At 42.2% G+C, this 19,315-nt stretch carries 17 protein-coding genes and 2 pseudogenes; 15 read left to right on the top strand and 4 right to left on the bottom strand.

Going from position 1 to position 19,315, the window contains the following annotated elements; genetic code table 11:
- Nucleotides 1–276: 276 nt before the first annotated feature.
- Nucleotides 277–1,185: an IS5 family transposase gene (locus AB4161_RS19165; RefSeq protein ID WP_372083944.1), complete on the bottom strand. Its 909-nt coding sequence runs from the start codon at nucleotides 1,183–1,185 to the stop codon at nucleotides 277–279.
- A gap of 134 nt (nucleotides 1,186–1,319) precedes the next feature.
- Here AB4161_RS19165 and AB4161_RS19160 point away from each other — a divergent pair.
- From AB4161_RS19160 to AB4161_RS19135, 6 genes and pseudogenes are all read left to right on the top strand, one after another.
- Nucleotides 1,320–1,481, top strand: a pseudogene (locus AB4161_RS19160) (N-acetylmuramoyl-L-alanine amidase); the annotation flags it as partial.
- A 289-nt stretch (nucleotides 1,482–1,770) separates the two neighbouring features.
- A complete protein-coding gene (locus AB4161_RS19155) occupies nucleotides 1,771–2,205 on the top strand; it encodes a rhodanese-like domain-containing protein (protein WP_017061445.1) in 435 nt (144 codons plus the stop codon).
- Between the two features lie 105 nt (nucleotides 2,206–2,310).
- Nucleotides 2,311–2,778, top strand: a complete 468-nt coding sequence (gene secB / locus AB4161_RS19150; RefSeq protein ID WP_009847959.1) for a protein-export chaperone SecB — start codon at nucleotides 2,311–2,313, stop codon at nucleotides 2,776–2,778.
- A gap of 196 nt (nucleotides 2,779–2,974) precedes the next feature.
- Entirely contained in the window at nucleotides 2,975–4,030 is a 1,056-nt protein-coding gene (gpsA, locus tag AB4161_RS19145; RefSeq protein ID WP_372083941.1) for an NAD(P)H-dependent glycerol-3-phosphate dehydrogenase, read from the top strand.
- 260 nt (nucleotides 4,031–4,290) lie between these two features.
- Nucleotides 4,291–5,112 (top strand): serine O-acetyltransferase, encoded by an 822-nt coding sequence (gene cysE, locus AB4161_RS19140; RefSeq protein ID WP_048612489.1) that lies wholly within the window; start codon nucleotides 4,291–4,293, stop codon nucleotides 5,110–5,112.
- A gap of 105 nt (nucleotides 5,113–5,217) precedes the next feature.
- Complete coding sequence (locus AB4161_RS19135; protein WP_372083939.1) at nucleotides 5,218–6,369, top strand: murein hydrolase activator EnvC; 1,152 nt, start codon at nucleotides 5,218–5,220, stop codon at nucleotides 6,367–6,369.
- Nucleotides 6,370–6,697: 328 nt separating this feature from the next.
- Here AB4161_RS19135 and AB4161_RS19130 read toward each other — a convergent pair whose 3' ends face one another.
- Both AB4161_RS19130 and AB4161_RS19125 read right to left on the bottom strand, forming a co-directional pair.
- Nucleotides 6,698–7,336 (bottom strand): TetR/AcrR family transcriptional regulator, encoded by a 639-nt coding sequence (locus tag AB4161_RS19130; RefSeq protein WP_372083937.1) that lies wholly within the window; start codon nucleotides 7,334–7,336, stop codon nucleotides 6,698–6,700.
- A gap of 125 nt (nucleotides 7,337–7,461) precedes the next feature.
- The gene (locus AB4161_RS19125; RefSeq protein ID WP_372055276.1) at nucleotides 7,462–8,625 is read right to left on the bottom strand and encodes a nucleotide sugar dehydrogenase; all 1,164 of its coding nucleotides are present in this window, start codon (nucleotides 8,623–8,625) and stop codon (nucleotides 7,462–7,464) included.
- 152 nt (nucleotides 8,626–8,777) lie between these two features.
- Here AB4161_RS19125 and rfaD point away from each other — a divergent pair, with 152 nt between their 5' ends.
- The 9 genes from rfaD (at nucleotide 8,778) to AB4161_RS19080 (ending at nucleotide 18,310) form a co-directional block, all read left to right on the top strand.
- Nucleotides 8,778–9,719 carry an ADP-glyceromanno-heptose 6-epimerase gene (gene rfaD, locus AB4161_RS19120; RefSeq protein WP_372055278.1) on the top strand — a complete coding sequence of 314 codons (942 nt, stop codon included), beginning with the start codon at nucleotides 8,778–8,780 and terminating at the stop codon, nucleotides 9,717–9,719.
- Nucleotides 9,720–9,822: 103 nt separating this feature from the next.
- Nucleotides 9,823–10,809, top strand: a complete 987-nt coding sequence (gene lpxM / locus AB4161_RS19115; protein WP_372083946.1) for a lauroyl-Kdo(2)-lipid IV(A) myristoyltransferase — start codon at nucleotides 9,823–9,825, stop codon at nucleotides 10,807–10,809.
- Nucleotides 10,809–11,867 (top strand): lipopolysaccharide heptosyltransferase II, encoded by a 1,059-nt coding sequence (gene waaF, locus AB4161_RS19110; protein WP_248638636.1) that lies wholly within the window; start codon nucleotides 10,809–10,811, stop codon nucleotides 11,865–11,867. The genes lpxM and waaF overlap by 1 nt, the downstream gene beginning before the upstream one ends.
- Entirely contained in the window at nucleotides 11,861–13,129 is a 1,269-nt protein-coding gene (waaA, locus tag AB4161_RS19105) for a lipid IV(A) 3-deoxy-D-manno-octulosonic acid transferase (protein WP_372083935.1), read from the top strand. Before waaF ends, waaA begins: the two co-directional genes overlap by 7 nt.
- A 2-nt stretch (nucleotides 13,130–13,131) precedes the next feature.
- A complete protein-coding gene (locus AB4161_RS19100; RefSeq protein ID WP_372083933.1) occupies nucleotides 13,132–14,142 on the top strand; it encodes a glycosyltransferase 52 family protein in 1,011 nt (336 codons plus the stop codon).
- A 33-nt stretch (nucleotides 14,143–14,175) separates the two neighbouring features.
- On the top strand, nucleotides 14,176–14,874 hold the full coding sequence (locus AB4161_RS19095; RefSeq protein WP_372083930.1) for a cytidylyltransferase domain-containing protein: 699 nt from the start codon (nucleotides 14,176–14,178) through the stop codon (nucleotides 14,872–14,874).
- Complete coding sequence (locus AB4161_RS19090; RefSeq protein WP_372083927.1) at nucleotides 14,867–15,910, top strand: N-acetylneuraminate synthase family protein; 1,044 nt, start codon at nucleotides 14,867–14,869, stop codon at nucleotides 15,908–15,910. The genes AB4161_RS19095 and AB4161_RS19090 overlap by 8 nt, the downstream gene beginning before the upstream one ends.
- Before the next feature lie 5 nt (nucleotides 15,911–15,915).
- On the top strand, nucleotides 15,916–17,034 hold the full coding sequence (neuC, locus tag AB4161_RS19085; protein WP_372083924.1) for a UDP-N-acetylglucosamine 2-epimerase: 1,119 nt from the start codon (nucleotides 15,916–15,918) through the stop codon (nucleotides 17,032–17,034).
- 58 nt (nucleotides 17,035–17,092) lie between these two features.
- Nucleotides 17,093–18,310, top strand: a complete 1,218-nt coding sequence (locus AB4161_RS19080) for a glycosyltransferase (protein WP_372083922.1) — start codon at nucleotides 17,093–17,095, stop codon at nucleotides 18,308–18,310.
- A gap of 670 nt (nucleotides 18,311–18,980) precedes the next feature.
- Here AB4161_RS19080 and AB4161_RS19075 read toward each other — a convergent pair.
- Nucleotides 18,981–19,315: pseudogene (locus tag AB4161_RS19075) on the bottom strand (hypothetical protein); the annotation flags it as partial.

Raw genomic sequence — 19,315 nt, 5'->3', positions numbered from 1 at the left:
AATAACGAGGAACATAACGTCAATAAGGTCATGTTTTTGGTTAATGTCAGAACGAGTATCTTCGATGACGGATAGGTGCTCAATTAAGTTCAAAATGGCTGTCTAGCTAAGGGTTTGACGCTATTAGATCATATTTGTTAACAAAGTGCGATCCCGCCCTGGATATATGTCTGCAATCTTTTACCTAAAACTTTCAGATTTACTACTTGCCAATAGGAAGTGTCCATATATGATCAAATCAGCTTGAGGTTCAACGACGCCATATTTGACTAATCGTTAGCTTCTAACAGGCATACCTAGTCCTATGACTTTGTTTATAGCTTTGACATTCGCCATGATTTCTCCCACTTGAGCGTTGTAACATCTCAAGCTCAATTTACCGCTGGTTAGTCCTTTATATCGAGACATTGCGGTCTCAGATATTGAGCGATAGTGGTAACCAGACTCAGATTTCCACTCCGTTATTGTTCCGTTTTTAAGAGCCTCTACAGCTTCATTTCTGGGATGCCGATCTTCCCAAAGAGCCGCATTCTTTCGAGGTGGTATCAACGGAGTACAGCCCTTATTTTTCAGAGTCTCATGGCAACTTTTTGTGTCATATGCTCCATCAGCAGATACTGTATGGATCTTTCTACGTAAAGGGTTGAGTAATGTTGGCAGCACTTCGTTATCGCCAACACTTACAAGACTGACTTCTGCACTAATGGCCTCATGAGTTTCTACATCAACAGCTAAGTGCAGTTTACGCCAAGTTCTGCGTTTTTCGGCGCCGTGCTTTTTCACTTTCCATTCACCCTCGCCAAAAACTTTGAGACCAGTCGAGTCAATGGCTATATGGCGAATAGCTCCTTTGGATTTATTGCGATATTTGACCTGAACTGTCTTCGAGCGTTTGCTGATACAGGTGTAGTCAGGGGACGTCAGTGGAACATCCAATAGCTCAAAGATAGAATCAATAAAGCCTTGAAGAGCACGTAATAGTAATGAGAATACTCCTTTAATCATCAAGGCAGTTTCAATCGCTGTATCAGAGTACTGAAAGCCTCTACCACGCTTACCATGATGGGTTTTGCATCGCCATGCATCTACGGCTGTATCATCTATCCAGAACGTAACCGAGCCCCGTTTGCACAAAGCCTTATTGTACTCCGCCCAGTTAGTTATCTTCTTTTTCGCCTTACCCATGTTGTCACCGCTCTAACCATCATAAAGGATCAGATAGCAGGACTCGAAAAAGGTTCAATTGATTTAGGCAACAACGCCTTTTCAGTTTTGATTGGCTTAGGTTTTACATCGCTTACTTCGTTGCCCGTAATACTCATTGCAACACTACACCGCCGAAGCAAGATATTGATGTAGCTGAGATTAACACGTGGCATAAAAGGAAAGGTTGGAGCCATATGGGGGATCACTTTGTTATTATTCGCAATGAGGAGGTCGAACTTGGTAAGCCGTTGTCGCAAACTGACTCGCATTTGAAAAGACTCAGAGCAGATGGAGGGGCGGCAAGTGATAGTTAAGCAAGAGATAAATAGCTACGTTAGGCTGAGAATAATATGACAAGATGCTTCGCTCCTCAGTTTTGGAACAACGAAATGACGGCATGTGAAAGATACTATTAGGGATTGGGTTTGGGTGAACGAGATGCGAAGTGCTAAGAAAGAGAGATAACGCTGAGTTCCACAACGCCTCCCTCTGTATTCTCCTATCCTTTCTCGCTATACTCCTCGCCTATAGTTTTTCGCCCAATAACGAATAAGAGTTCAAGACATGCAAGAGTTAGTTCCATTTGTTCAAGAGAATATGATTTTAGCCATCGTATGGATCGGCTTGGTTGTTGCCATCATTGCGAACGTAATCAAAACATCAAATGCAGCGTACAAAGAGATCACGGCAGCGCAAACCACACACATGATTAACCGTGAAAACGGTGTTGTGGTTGATATTCGTACTAAAGATGAGTTCAAAAAGGGCCACATTACGGACGCAGTTCACATTTTGCCGTCAGATATCAAAGCAAATAGCTTTGGTAGCCTTGAAAGCCACAAAGCAGACCCAATCATCGTAGTATGCAAGACAGGTCAAACTGCTCAAGAAAGCGCTAACCTAATGGTTAAAGCAGGTTTCGAAAACGTAAGCGTACTGAAAAGTGGCTTAGTGGCTTGGAGCGAAGCTAACTTACCTTTGGTTAAAGGTAAGAAGTAGTTCAAGGCAAAAAGTAAACTGACCTGATTACACGAATATGACTTTAAGGTTTTGTTCGGCTGATATGACGAACAAAACCTAATTTAAATTTTTAAGGACAAGAAAATGGCTGAAGCAGCACAACAAGACGCACAACAGAACTTCGCAATCCAACGTATCTTCCTAAAAGACGTATCTTTCGAAGCGCCAAACTCTCCAGACATGTTTCAGAAAGAGTGGAACCCAGATGTAAAACTGGACCTAGACACTCAAAGCCGTGAACTTGGCGAAGGCGTTTACGAAGTAATCCTACGTCTAACTGTTACAGTTAAGAACGCAGAAGACACTGCATTCCTTTGTGAAGTTCAACAAGGCGGTATCTTCTCTGCAAGCGAAATGGAAGCTGGTCAACTGGCTCATTGCCTAGGCGCATTCTGCCCGAACATCCTGTTCCCATACGCTCGTGAAACGATTTCTAGCCTAGTGGTTAAAGGTACGTTCCCACAACTGAACCTAGCACCTGTAAACTTCGATGCTTTGTTCATGAACTACCTACAGAACCAAGCTCAGCAAGCTGAAGGCGAACAGGCTTAAGTCTCACAGTAGAACTTAACTCTAACGAACGCTTAAATAGCTTATGTTATAAGAAGCTTAGCTTTTAAATGCACATCGCAGCTTCTGCGATGTGCATTTTTTATTTACACTGTATTTTGATAGAGAGCTTTTTCTTCTTAATTTAGAAAACATCTCAAGAACTCTTCGATTTCCCTCATTATTTTTAGGTGGAAGCATGACAGAAACAACTCGCGCGACAGCCGCTTGCGGTCAAGACAGCGCTTACGGTAAAGACATTGCGATGACAGTGATTGGCGCAGGTTCTTATGGGACATCTTTAGCGATATCTCTAGCGCGTAACGGTGCCAATGTTGTTCTTTGGGGACATGACCCTGTTCATATGAATCGCCTTGAATCAGAGCGTGCGAACAATGAGTTTCTACCAAATATAGAATTCCCAGAAAGTCTGATCATTGAATCTGACTTAGAAAAAGCCGTGACTTCAAGCCGAGACCTTTTGCTTGTCGTCCCAAGCCACGTATTCGGCGTTGTGCTTAACAGCGTTAAACCTTACTTAGCCTCAGACTCTCGCATCTGTTGGGCGACCAAAGGCTTAGAGCCAGAAACAGGCCGCCTGCTTAAAGATGTCGCGCACGATGTGCTGGGTGATGGTTACTCGTTAGCGGTTCTATCAGGACCGACCTTCGCCAAAGAGTTAGCGATGGGCATGCCAACAGCTATCTCTGTCGCTTCACCTGATGAAGTTTTCCTAGAAGAGCTCCAAGAAAAAATCCACTGCGGCAAAACATTCCGCGTGTATGCAAACTCAGATTTCATTGGTATGCAACTTGGCGGCGCAGTGAAGAATGTTATCGCAATTGGCGCAGGCATGTCGGATGGTATTGGCTTTGGTGCCAATGCACGTACCGCACTTATCACTCGCGGCTTAGCTGAGATGAGCCGATTAGGTGCCGCTCTTGGTGCGCAACCAGAAACCTTCATGGGTATGGCTGGATTGGGCGACCTAGTACTAACCTGTACTGATAACCAATCACGCAACCGCCGCTTTGGTTTGGCGCTTGGCGCAGGCAAAGATGTAGATACTGCACAAGAAGAAATTGGCCAAGTCGTTGAAGGTTATCGCAACACCAAAGAAGTTTGGTTATTATCAGAGCGCATGGGCGTTGAGATGCCAATTGTTGAACAAATTTATCAAGTGTTGTATCAAGGGAAAGATGCACACTTAGCAGCACAAGATCTACTTGCACGAGACAAGAAGTCAGAAAGATAGTAAGAGCAGATACAGGATTCGAGTAAGCGAAATGCGAAGATAATAAAAGCAGATACGAGATACGGGTAATCGAGATGCGAAAATAGTAAAAGCAGATTGAGCGCTTAAAGAAGGCTGCTTTTCGTTATCCGTATCTCTCTAATCTGTTCTTTACACCTCGTTCTTCGTATCTCGAATCTCGGTTACTCGCATCTGCTCTTATAGCTCTTCGAATCTCTTATCTCGCTACGCGTATCTGGTTTAAATGAATGGATGGTAAAATGAAACACTGTGAACAACAAAAAGTTTGGCAATGCATTGTGAAGGAAGCTCGACAGCAGTCGGAGCAAGAACCTATGCTTGCGAGTTTTTATCATGCCACGATCATCAACCATGAAAGTTTAGGCGCAGCCCTTAGCTACATCCTAGCAAACAAGCTAAAAACAGCTTCAATGCCAGCAATGGCAGTGCGTGAAGTGGTTGAACAAGCATTCAAGCAGGACCAATCGATTATTGATGCTGCTGCTTGTGATATTTGTGCAACAGTGACTCGAGATCCGGCGGTAGAGATGTACTCGATGCCTCTGCTTTATCTAAAAGGCTACCACGCTCTGCAAGGTTACCGAGTTGCTAACTGGCTGTGGAAACAAGGTCGTATTGCACTTGCCACTTACCTACAAAACCAAATCTCTGTCGCTTGCCAGGTTGATATTCACCCAGCAGCTCGTATCGGTAAAGCTATCATGCTCGACCATGCGACTGGCATTGTGATTGGTGAAACAGCCGTCGTTGAAAATGATGTATCGATTCTTCAAGACGTGACCTTAGGTGGTACCGGTAAAGAAGGCGGCGATCGTCACCCTAAAATCCGCGAAGGCGTAATGATTGGTGCCGGTGCTAAAATACTCGGCAACATTGAAGTGGGTGAAGGCGCGAAGATTGGTTCTTGCTCTGTGGTTCTGCAAGCCGTACCACCTCATACAACAGTCGCAGGGGTTCCTGCAAAAATTGTCGGAAAACCTAAAACAGACAAGCCATCTTTAGATATGGACCAAGGGTTCAATGGCCGCTCTCAGAACTTCATCCATGGTGATGGGATTTAAGAGCAGATTCGGGATGCGAGCAACCGAGATACGAAGAGCTTAAAAGCAGGTGCGGGATTCGATTCAGCGAAATTCGAAAAATTAAGAGCAGATGAATATAACTAAATGACGATAATGATGAAACCAATTCGAGCCATTAGCCGGACTCTTCTGATATCTGCCAGCCTTTGTGTTGCAATTTTGTCTACATCGTCATTTGCCGCCTCTCAGGGGGAACTGAAAGGCGTATCGAGTGAAATATCTCGCCAACAAAAAAACCTGTCCTCACAACAGAAAAAGCTCGATAGCCTGCAAGCAAGCCTCAAGAAACAAGAGCTTTCCATCGCTTCGCTTGAAAAATCGATTCTAGACAGTAAAAAGCAACTCAATACGGCTAATGCAAATATTGCTAACTTAGACACCAAGATTAAAGCGCTTACGGCTCAGAAAAAAGTCCATACCGATAAGTTAGAGCAACTGATTCAGACTTACTACATGACAAGTCGAGCCAAAGCGTCTTCTCACATCCTCAACACAGGTGTTGAAGAAGATCGTATTAGTCACTACTACCAACACCTTGCCAAAGCGCGATCTGCAACAATCAAAACGATTGAAGAGACGCAACTTGAATTAGAAGAGAGCCATAAGCAACGTCAACTTGAGCAAGAACAAATAGCAACGCTGTTAAAGCAACAAACCACCAAGCGCGATACGTTAGCCAAAACCCAAACCCAACGCAAGAAAACGGTTGGTAGCATCAAGAAAAACATCTCGGGTGACAAGAATTACTTAGCAGAGCTTCAGCGAAATGAAACCCGCCTCAAAGCTGAAATAGCAAAAGCGGAGAAAGCGGCTCGAGAACGACGTAATGCTGTCCCTATGGATGGCTTAGCCAAACGTAAAGGTAAACTACCTTGGCCAATTAAAGACAAAGTTCTGCATAGCTATGGCTCTAGTCAAACGGGTCAAGTTAACTGGAAAGGCATGGTGATCAATGCCAAGTACGGGCAGCAGGTAAAGTCGGTTTACTCAGGTACTGTGGTATTTGCCGAGTACTTACGTGGCTATGGTTTAGTGGTACTACTTGACCACGGTAAAGGTGATATGACGCTCTACGGCTTTAACCAAGCACTTTTAAAGAAAGAAGGTGACAAGGTTAAAGCGGGTGAAGCAATTGCACTTGCTGGTGATACTGGCGGCCAAACTCGTCCATCGTTGTACTTTGAGATTCGCAGAAACAGCCAAGCTCAGAACCCGAAGAGTTGGTTGGTTAGATAAAAGTAGATACGAGGAATAGGTACTAATAGTCTTGAGCAACCCCAAATAGTTGAGAGACCTTGAACTAGTCACTTGCAAAACTTCGTCATTCCAGAATTGAGGAACGAAATATCTGGAATCTCGCTCTTGCATTGTTAGCTTCGAGGGTAAAGAAAGATTCCCTATAACGCTCGTACCTCGCTGTAGGGAATGACGTCGCTATTTACAATGCATGATGAAGAAATCGATACGAATAACATGTTAAGCAAGAGCTTTAAAAAGCGAGTGCAGTAATCGTATTAATGAGTAACCACCGCTCTTCGAATCTGGGTTACTCACATCTTCACTTTTACTTGCTGTTCAACGCCCTTACACCATCTTCCAACAATGTCAGCTGCTCAAAACCTTGAGCAGTCGCAATTGGTTTAACGGTCGCGATCATCTGCAACATTCCTTGATGTACCACTTGCTCAGTAATTTGCGCTTTTGGAGACATCGCAGACTGATAAGCTAACCAACCTGATGCGATCAAGTGAAGAGAAGTGACCATAGACTTCATTTCCGTATCCGTTGCTTTGAGCAAGTTCAACTCAACGAAGGCTCTCATGATATCGACAAGGTTGGTTTGCAATCTTTCTTGCACGGCCATGTAATCAAGGTGAAGTTGCTCATCACGTGACAATATTTCAGGTAGGTTCGCATAGAAGAATCGGTACTTCCACATCAACGTGAAGATAGAATCTAAGTAGCGCTTTAGTAGCGTCAGGCTTTCTTGCTGGCCTTGAATCGGTGTGAATCTTTCAAGCAACTCTGTTGAATAGAGCGTAAAGATGTCACGTACAACTTCTTGTTTGTTACGGAAGTGGTAGTAGAGGTTACCAGGGCTAATCTCGATATGCTCAGCAATATGATTGGTCGTAATACTACGCTCACCGTGCTCATTAAAAAGCTCTAGAGCAGCGTAAACAATCTTGTCACGTGTTTTCATTAGTTATTAGTATCCCTATCCGTTTAGTGGTTCAGTATATCGCCACTAAGCGGATAGATCGAGCTGATAACATCTGGTCGAATTAGCAAACGCTAAAATTCACCTTCAATCAATAATACCTTTGATCAATCACTGCCAAACAGGTCTCGCGTGTACACCTTATCTGCAACGTCTGATATTTCATCGACCATTCTGTTGGATACAATCACATCTGATACGGCTTTAAACTCTTCTAGGTCAGAATAAACCTTCGAGTTAAAGAAATGCTCTTCTTCCAACACAGGTTCGAACACGACCACTTCTATACCTTTAGCTTTCAAACGCTTCATGATGCCTTGAATCGACGACGCACGGAAGTTGTCCGAGCCGGCCTTCATGATCAAGCGATAAATACCTACAATTTTAGGCGAGCGCTTAATAATGGACTCCGCAATAAAGTCTTTACGAGTGCGGTTAGCGTCAACAATAGCGCCCACAATGTTGTTTGGTACATCTTGGTAATTCGCCAACAACTGCTTGGTGTCTTTCGGTAAGCAGTAACCACCGTAACCAAATGAAGGGTTGTTGTAATGGTTGCCAATTCGAGGATCTAAGCCCACACCTTCGATGATCTGACGAGAATCCAAACCGTGCGCTTCGGCGTAAGAATCGAGCTCATTGAAATAAGAAACACGCATCGCTAGGTAGGTATTCGAAAAGAGCTTTACTGCTTCCGCTTCTGTAGAGTGAGTAAACAGTACGTCGATATTCTCTTTTTCTGCGCCTTCAACCAGCAGATTCGCAAACACTTTCGCTCGTTCAGAGCACTCACCAACGATAATACGTGATGGGTGTAGGTTATCGTACAGGGCTTTGCCTTCGCGTAAAAACTCAGGTGAGAACATAACGTTTACACAGTTCAGTTCTTGCTTAACGCGCTCAGTATAACCAACAGGCACCGTTGATTTGATCACCATGACGGCATTGGGATTGATATCCATGACGTCTTTAATGACCGATTCCACAGAGCTGGTATCAAAATAATTATTTTTTGGATCATAATCAGTTGGAGTAGCAATGATGACAAACTCAGCATCTTTGTAAGCCGCTTTATCTGTTGTCGCCCTGAAATTCAGCACCTTATTTGATAGAAAGTGCTCAATCTCATTATCTACAATTGGAGATTGCTTTTTATTAAGCATAGCTACTTTGTCTTCAACAATATCAACCGCTACCACTTCATGGTTTTGTGCCAACAACATCGCATTGGATAAACCTACATAACCGGTACCCGCAACTGCAATTTTCATGATAATACCTATAATTTCGAGTGCTTACTGCGCACTGACTTAAGACTAATTTGCTCATATCATACTCCGCTTAAGGAATTATTCCACTAGCCCGTCTTTGTCATTCCTTGCTATACTCACGGTAGTTTTATATTCAAAAGAGTAGGAAAAATATGATTATCGTAACGGGTGGCGCTGGCATGATCGGCAGCAATATTGTGAAAGCACTCAATGACGCAGGCCACAACGATATTCTAGTTGTCGACAACCTCAAGAACGGTAAAAAGTTCAAGAACCTTGTAGACCTAGACATCACTGACTACATGGATCGCGACGACTTCCTAACTCAAGTGATGGCTGGGGATGATTTCGGCCCTATTGAAGCTGTTTTCCATGAAGGTGCCTGCTCTGCGACCACTGAGTGGGATGGTAAATACATGATGCTTAACAACTATGAGTACTCAAAAGAGCTACTTCATTACTGTGTTGAGCGTGAAATCCCTTTCTTATATGCCTCTTCTGCTGCCACTTATGGCGAAACCGATACTTTTATCGAGGAGAGAGAATACGAAGGTGCATTAAATGTCTACGGCTATTCAAAACAACAATTTGATAACTATGTTCGTCGCTTAACAGCAGATGCTGTAGCGCATAATGAGACGTTACCTCAAATTACTGGTTTCCGTTACTTCAATGTTTACGGTCCACGCGAAGATCACAAAGGCAGCATGGCCTCTGTTGCTTTCCACCTAAACAATCAAATGAACGCCGGTGAGAACCCTAAGCTGTTCGCAGGTAGCGAAACGTTCCAACGTGATTTTGTGTATGTCGGTGATGTTGCCGCAGTAAACCTGTGGTTCTTAGAGAACGGTGTTTCTGGCATCTTTAACTTAGGCACCGGCAATGCTGAGTCTTTTGACGAAGTTGCCAAAGCGGTAATTAAGCACCACGGTAAAGGTGAAATCGAAACGATTCCTTTCCCTGAGCATTTAAAAGGCGCTTACCAAGAGTTTACTCAAGCTGATCTTACGAAACTTCGAGCAGCAGGCTGTGATGTGGTATTTAAAACTGTAGCGCAAGGCGTTGCGGAGTATATGGCACTTCAAAACAAATAAGCATTAATGTTCAATATTCAATGTAACTTTAATGCTTAATGCTCGATATAACTTTGATACTCAATAATAACAGCGGTTCAGACAATGAACTGCTGTAGTAGTGATTATGACCCAAAGAAACGATTTTGATCCAAAAGCTTATAATCCAACATTCAACCGAAGCTTCCTAACGCCTAAATTTTGGGGAACTTGGTTAGGGGTTATTGCTGGCCTCCCTCTTGCAATATTACCTCTCAAAGCTCAAAAATGGCTTGCTAAAACCATTGCAGCTAAACTCGCAAAATCTCAAACTGGGCCTGCGCACCGCAGCCGTGTTAACTTTGAACTCTGCTTCCCAGAGAAGACATTCGAAGAGCGTGAAGCCCTGATTGAAAAAACACTGTTTACTGCATCACTATTTTTCATCCGCTTTGGTTTATTGAGTTTGAAACCCGCTTCCTGGCTAAAGAAGCGCTGCCAGATTAAAGGCTTAGATATATTACAAGGCCACATTGACGCTAATGATAATGTCATATTGATGGTACCTCACTCCTGGGCGATTGATGTACCAGCCATTCTTCTTGCGTCTATGGATATGCCAGTATCTGCCATGGCAAAGAAACAAAAAAATGATGTTACTGATTGGCTTATGCACAAACAACGTGTTCAACACGGTGGCCGTGTATATGAACGTTCTGGTGGAATAAAACCATTTTTGAAATCAATTCGAGATGGCTATATCGGATACTACCTGCCAGACCAAGACCATGGCCCAGAACATAGTGTTTTTGTCGATTTTTTCGCGACAAGAAAAGCGACGCTGCCAGGCTTGGGGAAAATAGCGAAGCTATCTCGGGCAAAAGTCCTGCCATTGTTTGCATCAATGAATACCGAAGACGGCTCTTTTAATATCGAGATATTACCGGCTTTTGAACTCGATAAAGGCGAAGAGCAAGACGCAAGAACGTGTAATCAAGCGATCGAATATTTCGTTGGAGACAAGCCTGAACAGTACATGTGGATACTTCAGCTTCTGCACTCTCAAGAAGATGGCAATAATTACTACAACCTCTTCAAACCAAGATACAAAACAGACTGGCGCATAAAGTAATGAAAAAGATCCTAATTATTGGTCCTTCATGGGTTGGCGACATGGTTATGTCTCAATCACTCTATATTGTATTGAAGAAGCTTCACCCTGAAAGCCAAATAGATGTGATTGCTCCTGGATGGTGCAAACCAATCCTTGAACGTATGCCAGAAATACACCAAGCAATCGAGATGCCTATTGGCCATGGCGCATTTAATTTATTGGGTCGTCGAGAGATAGGTAAATCTTTGCGCGCAAACCAATATGACCACGCCTATATTTTACCGAAGTCTGCTAAGTCTGCCCTTATTCCTTGGTTTGCCAACATCCCACTGCGCACAGGTTGGAAAGGTGAGATGCGCTATGGCCTATTAAACGACCTGCGCCCAAATATGAAGTCATTTCAATTCATGGTTGAACGCTATGTTGCCCTAGCCTACACCGAAAAAGAGATGATTGACTCTTCATCATTGGGTGGCCTAGATACTCTTCCTCGCCCTCAATTATTCATTAATGAAACGGAACAAACAGCAACCATTGCCAAGTTTAACCTAGAGAATGACAGCTCAATTATTGGCTTATGTCCAGGTGCTGAGTTCGGCCCAGCCAAAAAATGGCCGGAAGAGCACTACGCAGAGGTTGCTACCAACATGAGCCAAGCGGGCAAACAAATATGGCTATTTGGCTCTCAAAAAGACTTGGAAACTTGTAACAACATCAGAGCATTAGTACCTAAAGAGCTGCAACACCGTATTCATGTTTTAGCTGGCCAAACAAGCTTAATTGAAGCTGTTGATTTACTGGGTGCGTGCGACACCGTGGTTGCCAACGATTCCGGTTTAATGCACGTCGCTGCTGCAGTCGGTTGTAATGTCGTTGCGGTATATGGTTCAACATCACCTAAATACACCCCGCCGTTAGCTGAGAAAGTCGAAATCGTTCATACTGACATCGATTGCCGCCCTTGTTTCAAGCGCGAGTGTGAATTCAAGCACCTGAAATGCCTTACTGAGCTATCTCCTAAGCAAGTGCTCGGTAGCATTCAAAAACTGGAAGCCATTTCGGTCAGCGCATGCTAGTCCGCATCCTTTATACAGCTGTGCTAACACTAGCAGCACCAATCTTGCTGTTTGGCTTATATAAAAATAAACCCAATAAGCCTAAGTTTGGTGCTCGCTGGAAAGAGCATTTTGGTTTCACTCCAAAGTTAGTCAGTGACGTATCTCCCATCTGGATTCATGCGGTCTCTGTTGGTGAAAGCATTGCCGCTGTACCTCTGATTAAAGAGCTAAAGAAACAAGCCCCTAACCAACCCATTTTGGTCACCACAACTACAAGCACCGGGGCTGAGCAAATGAAAAAGCTCGGCGATCTTGTTGAACACCGTTACATGCCTATCGACTTTAGCTTTGCTGTAAAAGGTTTCCTAAAAGCGATAAAACCAACACAGATGCTGATTATCGAAACCGAGCTTTGGCCAAATACGCTTAACGTGGTTAATAAAGCAGAGATTCCAATTACCGTCGTTAATGCTCGTCTATCAGAAAAGTCATGTAACAACTATGCCAAGGTTCAACCGCTATTTAATTTGCTGCATCCCTGCCTAACCAAAATACTTTGCCAAACTGAATCTGACGCTGCTCGTTTTGAGCGTTTAGGCGTAAATAACAATAAACTAACGGTCACAGGATCGATTAAGTTTGATATTCTGATTTCTGATTCTATTCGTGAACAAGGTAAGGCACTTCGAACAACACTCGGCGCAAAGCGCCCTATTTGGATTGCTGCGAGTACCCACAAAGGCGAAGATGACATTCTGCTTGCTGTCCATAAGCAAGTATTATCAACACTACCAGATGCACTGTTGATAATAGTGCCAAGACACCCAGAGCGGTTTGATAATGTTTATCAACTGTGTATTAACTTCGGCTTTACCACAACTCGCCGAACCCAAACTGAACCAGTCAACTCTGCTACTCAAGTTTATCTTGGCGATACTATGGGGGAGATGTTGGTGCTCATTGGCGCTGCAGATGTGTGCTTTATGGGAGGTAGTCTACTAGGAGGTAAGATCGGTGGGCATAATGTATTAGAACCAGTCGCTCTTAATGTTCCTGTAATTACTGGTCCGAGTTATTTTAATTTTAAAGATATTGTTGATGAGCTGGCGAACGTTAACGGTATCTTGATCAAAGAGTCCCAACAGGATATAGCCCATGCTATATGCGCTACACTAGTGTTGAACTCCGCCGATCTCAATCATACCATTACTTCTGCATATGCAATCATTACTCAAAGCTCCGGCGCTTTAGAAAAGGCCGTTGCTAGCTTGGAGCATTAATAATGAACTTATTTGTCGTCACTTCTCCTCTGCAATACATTTGTGCTTTAGAGGCGAAAAATCACTTTAACTGCCAAAATAATATCCTTCTCTTGGTAAATCAAAAAACTGAGCATGGACTTCAACAACAAAAAAGACTCATTGATAGCTCGGAATGGCAACACGTTGTCACAATTAGTCGGGATAACCGCAGTAAGCAAGTTCCACAAGCTATTAAGCAAATCAAAAAACACTTAGCTGGTGTGTCTATTGAGCATTTTTTTTATGCAGAATATAATGGTTGGAGAACTAAGCTGTTGATAAAAAACCTCCCAGTCAACAAGGAGGTTTATTTTGATGATGGAACGATGACGTTGCTCGAGTATGGTAATCATATTATACCAGGCCAACCTTATTACCGACCACGTCTTTTAGTTGACTTGAAAGTCCGCTTTAATGGCTGTAAACCCATTGGTAGATTGGAGCAATCAAACGATCTCGAAATTTTCTCCATGTTTGAACTCAAGCAGAACAAATTCAAGCTTCATCAGAATAATTTATCGACTTTAAAGCAACGCTACGGTGATCCCGAGTTATACCGCAATGACGCTCCGATCGGTTTTATTGGCCAAGGTGCTATTGGAGACAAGAACCAAGTATCAGTCGACGACTATGTGTCCTCGATTAATCAACTTGTAGAACAAACGTCTACCGATATAATTTACTTTCCCCACCGAACGGAGAAAACAGAAGTTAGAAAGCGCTTGATGCGGAATCCGAACATTCAATATCACCAAGGTGAATATCCATTAGAGATCGAACTGATTGATAAACAAATAAAACTTTCTGCGCTAGTCGGAACTTACTCGACCGCAATGTTTACTTGTCGCAAGCTTTATCCGAACATGCCTATTGTGGCAAATAATGTACATCATCATGATAGCGTATTCTTGGCAGAGCTAAATAAGCAACTTATCAAATGTAATGTTATGATTATAGATAAAGAAACCTCTTTAGGTGACGCACTGAAATGAGCAATCTTCATCACGATTTAAGAACGGTCTGTTATGAAAACTAAGCATATCGCACTCATTACCGCTCGAGGAGGCTCCAAAGGCTTACCTCGGAAGAATGTCTTACCTGTAAATGGGGCTCCGCTCATTGGTTGGACGATTCAAGCGGCGTTACAATGCACTGATATTGGACGAGTCTTTGTTTCTACTGATGATAGTGAAATAGCTGCTGTCAGCGTTGAATATGGTGCAGAAATCATCCAACGACCAGATGAATTGGCTTCTGATACGGCGAGCAGTATTGATGTTGTTGCACACGCGATTAATTGGTTAGAAGACCATCAAATACCATGTTCAAAGATGACACTCCTTCAGCCAACATCGCCGCTTAGAACTAGTAGGCACTTACAAGAGGCTATTGATCTTTTTAATATAAAAAATGCTCAATTTGTGATTAGCGTTTTTGAGCCATCACACACGCCTATCAAATCTTATATAGAACGAGAAGATGGCTCTATTGCGGGACTGTACAATGACGAAGCTCCATATACACGTAGACAAGACTTGCCTAGAGCTTTTCAACCGAATGGTGCAATCTATGCGTTTTCAGTAGAAGAATTTAAACGCTGTAAACACTTCCCACGAAAAGGTGTATTTCCATACGTTATGTCCGAAGTAGATTCGGCTGACGTAGATACACTAAACGATCTTAGAGTCGTAGAACAAAGATTAAAGGAATTAAACAATGACTAACCCAATATTTGAAATTTCTGGACGCAAAATTGGCCTGGATTATGACCCACTTGTCATTGCCGAAATTGGTATCAATCATGAGGGTTCGCTTGAAGTTGCATATGAAATGGTTGATGCCGCTATCCAAGGTGGCGCTGAGATTATCAAACATCAGACACACGTAGTAGAAGATGAAATGAGTGGTGAAGCCAAAAATGTTATTCCTGGCAATGCCGATGTTTCTATCTATGAAATCATGGACCGCTGTTCATTAAATGAAGAAGATGAAACAAAACTCAAAGACTATGTAGAGTCAAAGGGCGCGATCTTTATCAGTACACCATTCTCTCGCGCTGCAGCACTTCGCCTTGAGCGTATGAATGTCCCAGCATATAAGATCGGATCAGGCGAGTGCAACAACTACCCCTTGTTAGACTTAATTGCAAGCTTCGGTAAGCCTATCATTCTGAGTACAGGTATGAATGATATCCCTTCGATTGAAAAAGCAGTCAATATTTTCCGCAAGCATCAAATCCCTTTCTGCCTGTTACACACGACCAATTTATATCCTACACCAGATCATTTAATTCGTATCGGTGCGATGGAACAGTTGCAAGAAGCTTTTCCTGATGCAGTTGTTGGTCTTTCAGATCACAGTATAGATAATCTTGCATGCTTGGGTGCAGTTGCTACAGGCGCCTCAGTTCTTGAACGTCACTTCACTGACAGTAAAGATCGTCCAGGACCGGATATTGTTTGCTCAATGGACACTCAAGAGTGTGCTGAATTAATTATACAATCAAAACGTATGGCGCAAATGCGTGGTGGTAAGAAAGAAGCTGCAAAAGAAGAACAAGTTACTATCGACTTCGCATACGCAAGTGTCGTTACCATTGCTGAAATTAAAGAAGGTGAAACACTAACTAGAGATAACCTGTGGGTAAAACGCCCAGGTACTGGGGACTTCTTAGCAGAGGACTACGAATCTTTGATCGGGAAATTGGCGACACAAACGATACCTGCTGACGTCCAATTAAAGAAAACGCATATTGGTTAATTTATATGAAAAAAATATTGTTTTTGACAGGCACGCGTGCTGATTTTGGTAAGTTAAAAAGCTTGATAAAAAAGGTCGAAGAACACCCTGAGTTCGATGCACACATTTTTATCACTGGCATGCATATGATTGCTAAGTACGGTATGACTGCGAATGAAGTAGGCAAAGCCGGATTTAAATCACTGTATAAATACATCAACCAAAATGGCCATGACTCAATGGATATAGTCCTGTCGAAAACAATTCAAGGGCTATCTGACTACGTTAAAGAGCTTCAACCCGATATGATTGTGGTTCATGGCGATAGAGTCGAAGCTATGGCGGGGGCGATTGTTGGCTCGTTAAACAATATCCTTGTCGCTCATATTGAAGGCGGTGAGGTTTCGGGAACAATTGATGAACTGATTCGTCATTCGGTTTCAAAAATGTCACACTTACACTTTGTCTCCAATGAAAAAGCTAAATCTCGCCTAATTCAGCTAGGAGAGGCTGAATCAAATATCTTTGTTATTGGCTCTCCAGACCTAGATATCATGACATCACCGAACTTGCCTACACTGGATGAAGCCAAAGAGCGATATAACATCCCTTATGATGAATACTCGGTCTTCATGTATCATCCAGTGACCACTGAAGTAGAGAAGCTACCACAACAGATATCAAATGCTGTCGATGCCTTATTAGAAAGTAAAGAAAACTTTGTGGTTATTTACCCTAATAATGACCATGGCTCAGAGGTTATTATCAATGAACTCGCTCGACTCGAAGGCAACGACCACTTCAAAGTTTACCCTAGTTTACGTTTTGAGTACTTTCTAACACTGTTAAAAAACGCAAAATTAATGGTAGGTAACTCTAGTGCTGGAGTTCGAGAGGTACCATTTTATGGGAAACCTTCGATTAATCTAGGCTCTCGTCAGGACAATCGTTCAGATGCACGTTCTATTATAAATGTTACTGAATCAAAGGCATGTATTCTTGAGGCTATAAAAGAAGCACAAATGACAACTTTTGAACCTGTTATGGAATTTGGTCAAGGCACAAGTGACCTTTTATTTCTAGATAGCATTTCTCAAGGTTCATTTTGGTCAACAAGCAAACAAAAATTGTTTATCGATAGATAATTTCCACTTTTTAAAAGAAACCACCCCACTGTAACATTTATACAACAAGGCCAATCTAATGCACTTTTTACACCATACTCCAGACCTTTCAGCTACTGGAGGTAGTCGCAATATTCTAGATCTCTCGTCATATTTATGTGACCGTGGACATCGTGTCTCTATTTTTATTGATGCGGACAGAATTGCATTTGACATAGACCCTAGAGTTGAAATCTTCTTACTTAAAAAAGGGAAGCTAACACCGCTATCCGACACAATCCAAAAGAGCTCCATTTCTAAATACAAAGAAAAAAGAAAGGCTAAAAAAATAAAGAAAAGAACAGCACTTAAAATTTGGTTCAGGAAAGTTCAAAATATCAAACGCTACTTTATTAAATTATTAGCCTTCCCATTTAACTATTTCGCTGTTAACAATTACATCAATAGTCAAGGCGTTGACTTGATTACTACTCATAATATGTACACTTTCTTTGAGCACTTTTTTTATTATCCTAAAAGTAAGTTTACATTGATGTTGAGGAACTCACCAAATGAAGTTTTCTTTGATCGAGGTATAGTAAGGCTACTTCCACTAAAAGCTTACCTGTCTAATCGCCGTTGCCTAGGTGTTTCTCAAGCAACAATCGATGAGGTAAATGGGCTTTCATTAGGTGTTAAAGAGAATAGTTTTGCTATTTATAATCCCTTTGACTTCTCTAGCATAAGAAAAAGCGCTAACTCCCAACCAGATTCGTCTTATGACATTAACAATAGGTATATAATTTCACTCTCGTCACTAGATAAGAGAAAGCGTATTGATAGAACAATACATGCTTTGTACCAATCCGAAGATAAGGAAATTGATCTGGTTTTAGTCGGCACAGGCCCGATGAAATCAGAACTTATTGAATTAGCTAAATCTTTAGGTCTTAGTGATCGTGTTCATTTCTTGGGATTCCATGACAACCCATATCCACTTATAAAAAATGCAGAGATGCTTATCCTCGCTTCAGATTCTGAGGGGCTACCTACAGTATTGATAGAATCATTAATTTGTGGAACTCCTGTAATTGCGACTGACTGCCCATGTGGTCCAAACGAAATTCTAATTAATGACCTTGAGCGATATCTTGTCCCAATGATAGGTGTTGATGAAGCATTAATTCAAAAAAACATAGCAAAGAACATCGATTACATTATAAGACATGACGTACAAATAGAAGAACACCACATTCTAAGGTTTAGCAAAGAATCTGTTGTAGATAACTGGATCAAAGTAGCCGAAGGTGCGCAATAATTTCAATAGAAAGTGCTGTCAGCTGTAGTTACACTCCCAATCGTTCTTCATGATGTTGAAAACAAAGTAATGCTAGCTGATAAGCACATTGTAGCACTAACACCAAATTCACAATTTAAACTGAAGTCATACTGGAATTTGGATTTAACTTCGCCTTTCTAGGAGGCGGTTTACTTGATCCCCCTAAAGACTACCTATCATACCAGCCCTTTTCCTACCCCGTCATAGCTTATGCTTATAGATGCCTGCTGAATGGCATCTATAAAAGCACAGGCACATTATTGTAATCGTTGATTAAAAAGCCAACTGTTCTTGAACTTTAACTCATGCGGAACACTTTGGGACTTTTGATAGGGAAAACCGTGTTGATATAGATGTACTGCTTGTTTATCACTGTAACGAACACTAAACTCTGCCTCAACGTAAATAACAGCTTGACGGTTGTGGTACAGATGATATCGGCTTAATGCTCGATTAGTAGCATCGTCAGAATAGCAAGTAAGCAGTTTTAGCTTCAGTAGCTACTCTACTAGGCTTGATTTTTCAGAAGAGCGTAATCGCTAAAATGGCCGGTACGAGTAAATTCAGAGAGTTAAAAGCCCTACACTCAAATTGTACTCCTCTATTAGAAATGACTAGATTAATACCTAACGCATAAAAATATTGTCATTTACTTACCACTTCCACTAAAACGTAAATAAAACACCCTAGCTAATGTGCAATATAATGAATAAAGCTCTCTAGATAAACGATTTTTTTTACTTGACCGATTGAGCTCACCAATTATTGATTCGAAGTCCGTCTCATTTTTTACCACCCCTGGTATAATGCCTCGACATGGAACTTTATTCAGCCAAAATTGACCCATATAATCATCAACTGCAAGAATCCACTCTTGGGCCGAGCCTATAAAACGTTTCGCAGCTCCTGGGGTTAAATAATAAGCTCTAGTGGCTGCCGGGCCACGACTATACTCCACAACATCACAGGGCGGGAGCATACTTT

It is taken from the genome of Vibrio sp. 10N.286.51.E5 (assembly GCF_041469125.1).
In the GTDB taxonomy this organism is placed as follows: Bacteria; Pseudomonadota; Gammaproteobacteria; order Enterobacterales; family Vibrionaceae; genus Vibrio; species Vibrio crassostreae_C.
This window is presented reverse-complemented; position numbering and strand designations above follow the sequence as displayed.

Coding starts and splice junctions, on each gene's coding strand:
- AB4161_RS19165 (WP_372083944.1), bottom strand. CDS start 1,185: ATGGGTAAGGCGAAAAAGAAGATAACTAACTGGGCGGAGTACAATAAG.
- AB4161_RS19155 (WP_017061445.1), top strand. CDS start 1,771: ATGCAAGAGTTAGTTCCATTTGTTCAAGAGAATATGATTTTAGCCATC.
- secB (WP_009847959.1), top strand. CDS start 2,311: ATGGCTGAAGCAGCACAACAAGACGCACAACAGAACTTCGCAATCCAA.
- gpsA (WP_372083941.1), top strand. CDS start 2,975: ATGACAGAAACAACTCGCGCGACAGCCGCTTGCGGTCAAGACAGCGCT.
- cysE (WP_048612489.1), top strand. CDS start 4,291: ATGAAACACTGTGAACAACAAAAAGTTTGGCAATGCATTGTGAAGGAA.
- AB4161_RS19135 (WP_372083939.1), top strand. CDS start 5,218: ATGACGATAATGATGAAACCAATTCGAGCCATTAGCCGGACTCTTCTG.
- AB4161_RS19130 (WP_372083937.1), bottom strand. CDS start 7,336: ATGAAAACACGTGACAAGATTGTTTACGCTGCTCTAGAGCTTTTTAAT.
- AB4161_RS19125 (WP_372055276.1), bottom strand. CDS start 8,625: ATGAAAATTGCAGTTGCGGGTACCGGTTATGTAGGTTTATCCAATGCG.
- rfaD (WP_372055278.1), top strand. CDS start 8,778: ATGATTATCGTAACGGGTGGCGCTGGCATGATCGGCAGCAATATTGTG.
- waaF (WP_248638636.1), top strand. CDS start 10,809: ATGAAAAAGATCCTAATTATTGGTCCTTCATGGGTTGGCGACATGGTT.
- waaA (WP_372083935.1), top strand. CDS start 11,861: ATGCTAGTCCGCATCCTTTATACAGCTGTGCTAACACTAGCAGCACCA.
- AB4161_RS19100 (WP_372083933.1), top strand. CDS start 13,132: ATGAACTTATTTGTCGTCACTTCTCCTCTGCAATACATTTGTGCTTTA.
- AB4161_RS19095 (WP_372083930.1), top strand. CDS start 14,176: ATGAAAACTAAGCATATCGCACTCATTACCGCTCGAGGAGGCTCCAAA.
- AB4161_RS19090 (WP_372083927.1), top strand. CDS start 14,867: ATGACTAACCCAATATTTGAAATTTCTGGACGCAAAATTGGCCTGGAT.
- neuC (WP_372083924.1), top strand. CDS start 15,916: ATGAAAAAAATATTGTTTTTGACAGGCACGCGTGCTGATTTTGGTAAG.
- AB4161_RS19080 (WP_372083922.1), top strand. CDS start 17,093: ATGCACTTTTTACACCATACTCCAGACCTTTCAGCTACTGGAGGTAGT.